General features: G+C 71.9%; 2 protein-coding genes. One reads left to right on the plus strand and one right to left on the minus strand.

From position 1 onward, the window contains the following. On the minus strand, positions 1–3,867 hold a 3,867-nt coding region (locus HUX53_RS26030; protein ID WP_176405856.1), incomplete at its 3' end, for a type I polyketide synthase. A 292-nt stretch (positions 3,868–4,159) separates the two neighbouring features. On the opposite strand from HUX53_RS26030, the gene HUX53_RS26035 reads away from it, so the two are divergent. Beyond that, positions 4,160–5,704: DHA2 family efflux MFS transporter permease subunit (locus tag HUX53_RS26035; RefSeq protein WP_176405857.1), on the plus strand; the 1,545-nt coding region annotated here is incomplete at its 3' end.

Consider the following 5,704-nt stretch of genomic DNA (forward strand, 5'->3'; position numbering starts at 1 on the left):
CGCCTCGGCTCCGGCGCCGCGCACGGCCTCGCGCCCCGCGGGCTCGGACCTGGTCTCGGCGGGCGTCGCGTCGGCGGCCGGGCGGGCGGGCGCGGGAGCGGGGGGGGGGGGGGGGGGGGGGGGGGGGGGGGTTTCTTCCCAGAGGAGTTCGACGAGTTTGGCTTCCAGTGGGACGGGGAGGTCGGGGCGGTCGACCTTGCGTAGGACGATGCCGGTTGCTTCGGCCAGGAGGCCGCCGTCCGCGGAGAGGAGGGTCAGCGAGCCGATCACGCCCTCTTCGTCCCGAACGAAGCGCGCCTGGACGTGGCCGCCGCGGTGGGTGGGGCCGTAGACGCGGAGGCTGCCGATGGTTTCGGCCAGCCAGATGCCGCCCTCATCGCCGGCCGCCTCGGCCGACAGGACGGACAGGCAGCGGTCGAAGACCTCGGGGTGCAGGCGGTAGTGGCGGCTGCCGCGGTCGGCGGCGGCGACCTCGGTGGCGGCGCCGGGCTCGGACGTGGCGGAGGCGCGGTGGTCCTCGCCGACGTCCGCGCTGGCCAACCGCACCCAGGTTCCGGCGGGCGTCAACGCGTGGATCTCCACCCGCTGCTCCGCCTCGGTGAACGTGGTGGTGACGGTCGTGTGGCCGGTGAGCGCGAGCGGGCGCTCTATCCACAGGCTGTTGACGCGGACGTCGTCGGTGCCGAGCGCGGTCGTTCCGGCGGCGAGCGCCATCTCCGCGAAGGCGGCGACCGGCAGCGTGTGCAGGCCGTGGACGGTCAGGGCGTCCAGCCATGGCTGGGCTTCTAGGCCGACGTCGGCGCGCCACGCGTGGCGGTCTTCGCCGGGCATTTCGACGTGTGCGCCCAGGAGCGGGTGCTCGTCGGTCTTGCCCGATGTGCGGGTCGAGAGGTCGACCCAGTGGTGCTCGTGTCGCCATGGTGACTGCGGGACGTCGACGATGCGTCCGTCCGAGGGTGTGGCGACCTTGTGGCCGTGCGCGGCGAGGGTGGCGAGCTGCGCGTGGAAGGTCAGCGTGTCGTCGGTTTCCTGGCCCTTGCGTGCGCGCTTGAGCGTGTGGGTGACGAGCGCGCCCGTGCCGTCGAGGGTCTCGCCGACCGCATGGGCGAGGATGGGGTGCGCGTTGACCTCGACGAACGTCCGGAAACCGTCCTCGGCGGCGGCCGAGATCGCGTCGGTGAGCCGCACCGCGTTGCGCAGGTTCGCGGCCCAGTGCTCCACCCCGAGGGCGGAGTCGGACGCGAGGTACGCGCGGGGGTCGTCGAGGGCCGTGGTGTAGAGCTTGATGTCGTCGGCGATCGGGGTGCCGCGCTCGGCGCCGACCTCCGCGAGGAGTTCGCGCAGCTCGGGGAGCAGCGGGTCGACCTGGGGAGAGTGGCCCGCCCCTTCGGCCTGCACCATCCGGGCGAGGCGCCCTTCGGCCTCGGCGCGCTTCACGACCTCGGCGACCTGGTCGGCGTCACCGGTGACGACGGTCTGCTTCGGGGAAGAGTGCACGGCCGCGTAGACCTCGGGCAGGCCGTCCGCGAGGCGGGCGACCTCGTCGGCGGACGCGCCGAGGACGGCCATGGCGCCGCCGCCCACCAGGCGGGTCAGCAGGCGAGATCGGCGGCAGATGACGCGAACGCCGTCCTCGACCGTGAGCGCCCCGGCGACGACGGCCGCCGCGACCTCGCCCATCGAGTGGCCGACGACCGCGCCGGGCGTGACGCCGTACGACTTCCACGTGCGGGCCAGTGCGATCTGGATGGCGAACAGGACCGGCATGGCGTCGGCCGGTCCGTCCGGCTTGCGGCCCTCTTCGAGCAGCGCCCAGAGGTCGGGGCCGCCTTCCTCTGCGAACAGGCCGTCCAGGTCGTCGATGGCTTCGGCGAAGGCGGGCTCCTCCTCAAGGAGGCGTTGCGCCATGCCCGCGCGCTGTGCGCCGTACCCGGAGAAGACCCACACGGGACGGCCCGGAATGCCGAGCGCCGAACCCGTCACTACACCGGGGTGGGGTCGGCCTTCGGCGAGGGCGGTGAGCCCTTCGATGAACCCTGCGCGGTCCCGGGCGGCGACGGCGGCGCGGGCCCGTCCACGGCCGGCACGTCGGTGCAGGGTGCGGGCGACATCGGCGAGCTTCGCGTCCTGGTTCGGGAGCCACTCGGCGAGAAGGGCCGCGTGGTCGCGGATACGGTCGTCGCTCGTGTCGGACAGCGGGAACGTCCGGACGACGGCCGGCTGGACGGTCGTCTCCTGCGCGGGAGCCTCTTCCAGGACGACGTGCGCGTTGGTCCCGCCGAAGCCGAACCCGGACACGCCCGCGCGCGCTGGGTGGCCCCTGTCAGGCCACGGTGTCTCCTCCGCGACGACCGCGAGGTGCAGTTCGTCGAACGGGATGTGCGGGTTGGGTTCCTTGTAGTGCGCGCTGGGCGGGATCACCCGGTGATGCAGTGCGAGGACGGTCTTGATGAGCCCGGCTATGCCCGCCGCAGACTCCATGTGACCGAGATTCGACTTCGCGGAGCCCAGCAGTAGGGGCGCATCGTCTTCGCGTCCCGCACCGAGGATCTCGCCGACCGCCTTGGCCTCGATCGGGTCGCCCAGGAACGTCCCCGTCCCGTGGGCCTCGACGTAGTCGACCTGTCGCGTGTCGATGCCGGCGGTCGCGTAGACGTTCCGGAGCAGGGCGCGCTGCGCGTCGGAGTTCGGGGCGACGAGGCCGTTGGAGCGTCCGTCGGAGTTGACGCCGGAGCCCTTGACGACGGCGAGGATCCGGTCGCCGTCCCGCTGTGCGTCCGAGAGGCGCTTCAGGACGACGGCGCCGCAGCCCTCCGCGCGGACCATGCCGTCGGCGGACGCGTCGAACGCCTTGCAGTGCCCGTCCGCCGCCGTCCCGCCCGCGAGGTCGAACGTCATCGTGACGGTCGGCGACAGCAGCAGGTTCACGCCGCCGGCGAGCGCCACGTCGGCCTCGCCGCTGCGCAGCGCCTGGACGGCGAGGTGCGTCGAGACCAGCGACGACGAGCACGCCGTGTCGACGATCATGCTGGGGCCGCGCAGGTCGAGCAGGTACGACAGCCGGTTCGCGATGATGCTGAGCGCGGCGCCGGTCGCCGTGAACGGCTCCAGGGACGCCAGGTCGGACGCGGTGAACGCCGCGTACTCCGGCGCCGACACGCCGACGAACACGCCGGTGCGGCTGCCGCGCAGCGACGCCGGGCCGATGCCGGCGTGCTCGAACGCCTCCCACGCCACTTCGAGGACGAGCCGCTGCTGCGGGTCCATGACGGCGGCCTCGCGCGGCGTGATGCCGAAGAACCGCGCGTCGAACCCGGCGACGTCGCCGAGGAAGCCGCCGAGCCGGGTCGTCTTGTCGAGCAGGTCGCCGACTTCGGGGGAGCCGTCGTCGAACGGATCCCAGCGGCCGTCCGGCACCTCGCGGACCGCGTCGCCGCGTCCGGTCAGGAAGCGCCAGTAGTCGGCGGGGCCGGTCAGGTCGCGGTCGCCGCCGGGGAAGCGGCAGCCGATGCCGACGACGGCGATCGGCTCGTCGTTCGCGGCCGCCGTCCGCACGGGCCCGGGTGCGGGCGCCTCCTCGGCGGCGCCGCCCGAGAGCGCGACGGAGAGCTTGTTGATCGTGGGGTGCTCCCAGACGAGGGTGGCCGGCAGGGAGCGGCCGAGCATCTGCTCCAGCTCGCCGGCGATCGCGACCGCGTCCCGGGACGCCAGCCCGAACTCCTCCAGCGGGCGGTCGGGGTCGATCTCGGCGGCGGCGGTCCGGGAGCGACGCGCGATCTGCTCGATCAGGTGCCGGCGGATCTCGTCCTCGCCGATCCCGTCCTGCGGGGTCTCCCGCGCGCCTCCGGAACGATCATTGCTCTGCATGCGCTGGGTTCCCCCCATGAAACCGGGATCGTTCATCGAAGCGGAGCGACCACTTTGACCCACGCCGACCGGCTCACGATGCGCATCCAGACCACTTTTCTCAGCGACGTATTGTCACGGTGATGACAAGACTCGGGAGTAACCAATGTGGCCTGATGGGATAGTTGAGTCAGCCCCGCACAGAGTCAGGGCTGTGTAACGAGACGCCAACCAATAGTAACAATAGCGACGACTGCTTTTAGGGGGAAGCGGCGGATTTCCCGGCGGTGCGGGACCCTCGCCGTACGGACTGTTGACCCGCGGCCGATACCGATGGGCGCTGGCGGTGGTGGCCGTCAGCGCGTTCATGACCACCATGGACAACACGGTGGTCTTCACGGCGCTGCCCACCATCATGGACGACCTCGGCATGTCGTCCTCGGCCAGGGACTGGGTCGCCACCGGCTACATCCTGATGTTCTCCTGCCTGATGATCACGGGCGGGCGGCTCAGCGACGTCTTCGGCTGCCGCATCACCTTCACCACCGGCATGGTCGTGTTCACGGCCGCGTCCGCCGTCTGCGGGCTCGCGGAGACCTCCGAGGTGCTCATCATCTCCCGCATCGTGCAGGGCGGCGGGGCCGCGCTCGTGCTGCCCGCCACGCAGGTGATGGTCACCGTCGGGCGCAACGACAAGCAGCGCTCGATCGGCAACATCGCCTTCATCGGCGCCGCGTCCGCCGCGGCCGCGCTCGGCCCCGCGATCGGCGGGTTCATCGTCGAGCACTGGCACTGGGGCTGGATCTTCCTGATCAACATCGTGCCCGGCATCATGGTGATCGTGCTGGGCCTGTTCGTCCTCACCCCGCACGGCGAGAACAAGCACGCCCGCATCGACCTGCCCGGCGTGCTGATCTCCGCGACGATGCTGTTCGCGTTCATCTACGCGCTGGAGTCCGGCAACAAGCACGGATGGGCCGACCCGTCCGTGCTCAGCGTCTTCACGCTCGGCGTGATCGCGCTGGTCTGCTTCATCGTGGTGGAGAACTGGGCCCCCGACCCGATGATCGACCTGCGGTTCTTCCGCAACCGGGTGTTCACCGGCGGGCTGCTGTCGCAGATGCTGTACGGCATCGGCTTCAACGGCATGATGTTCTACTCGCAGCCGTTCCTGCAGCGCTTCCTGGGCTTCTCGCCGTCCGAGGCGGGCCTGGTCATGCTGCCCCCGGCCATCGCGATCATCGTGCTGACCCCGGTGGCGTTCCTGGTGGCCGCCAAGGTCGGCCCACGCCCGGCGGTCGGCGCCGGCATGGCGCTGATGGGCCTCGGCATGGTGCTGTTCTCCATGCTGCAGGTCGGCGACGGCTACGCCGACCTCATGCCCGGCGTCATGCTCGTCGGCATCGGCGCCGCCCTCGGCATGCCACTGGTGATGTACGTGCTCAAGGCCGTTCCGGAGCGGCGCGCGGGGGTCGCGAGCGGCGTCATCAACGTGATCCGCGAGGCTTCGGGCGCCTTCGGCATCGCCATCGTCGGCCTCCTCATCCTGCACACCCCGGAGGAGGGCGCGAGCGCCGCCGAACTGGAGACGTTCCGCGCCGGGACGTCCTCGGGCCTCATCCTCGGCGCCGTCCTGGTCCTCGTCGGCGGCCTGATCAGCGCCGTCACCCTGCCGAGCCGCCGCGGCTGGCTCGGCCCGAAGCACGGCAAGACCTCCCCCGTCATCCCCGACACCCCCGGGTTCGACCCGACCGCGACACCGCGCGACCCGATCCCGGCCCTGGTCGCGCCCGCGTCCGAGCCCCTCGCGGCCCCGGTCGCCCTGGCCAGCGCCGCCCCCGCCTCTTATACACATCTC

It is taken from the genome of Actinomadura sp. BRA 177 (assembly GCF_013372625.1).
Classification (GTDB): Bacteria; Actinomycetota; Actinomycetes; order Streptosporangiales; family Streptosporangiaceae; genus Spirillospora.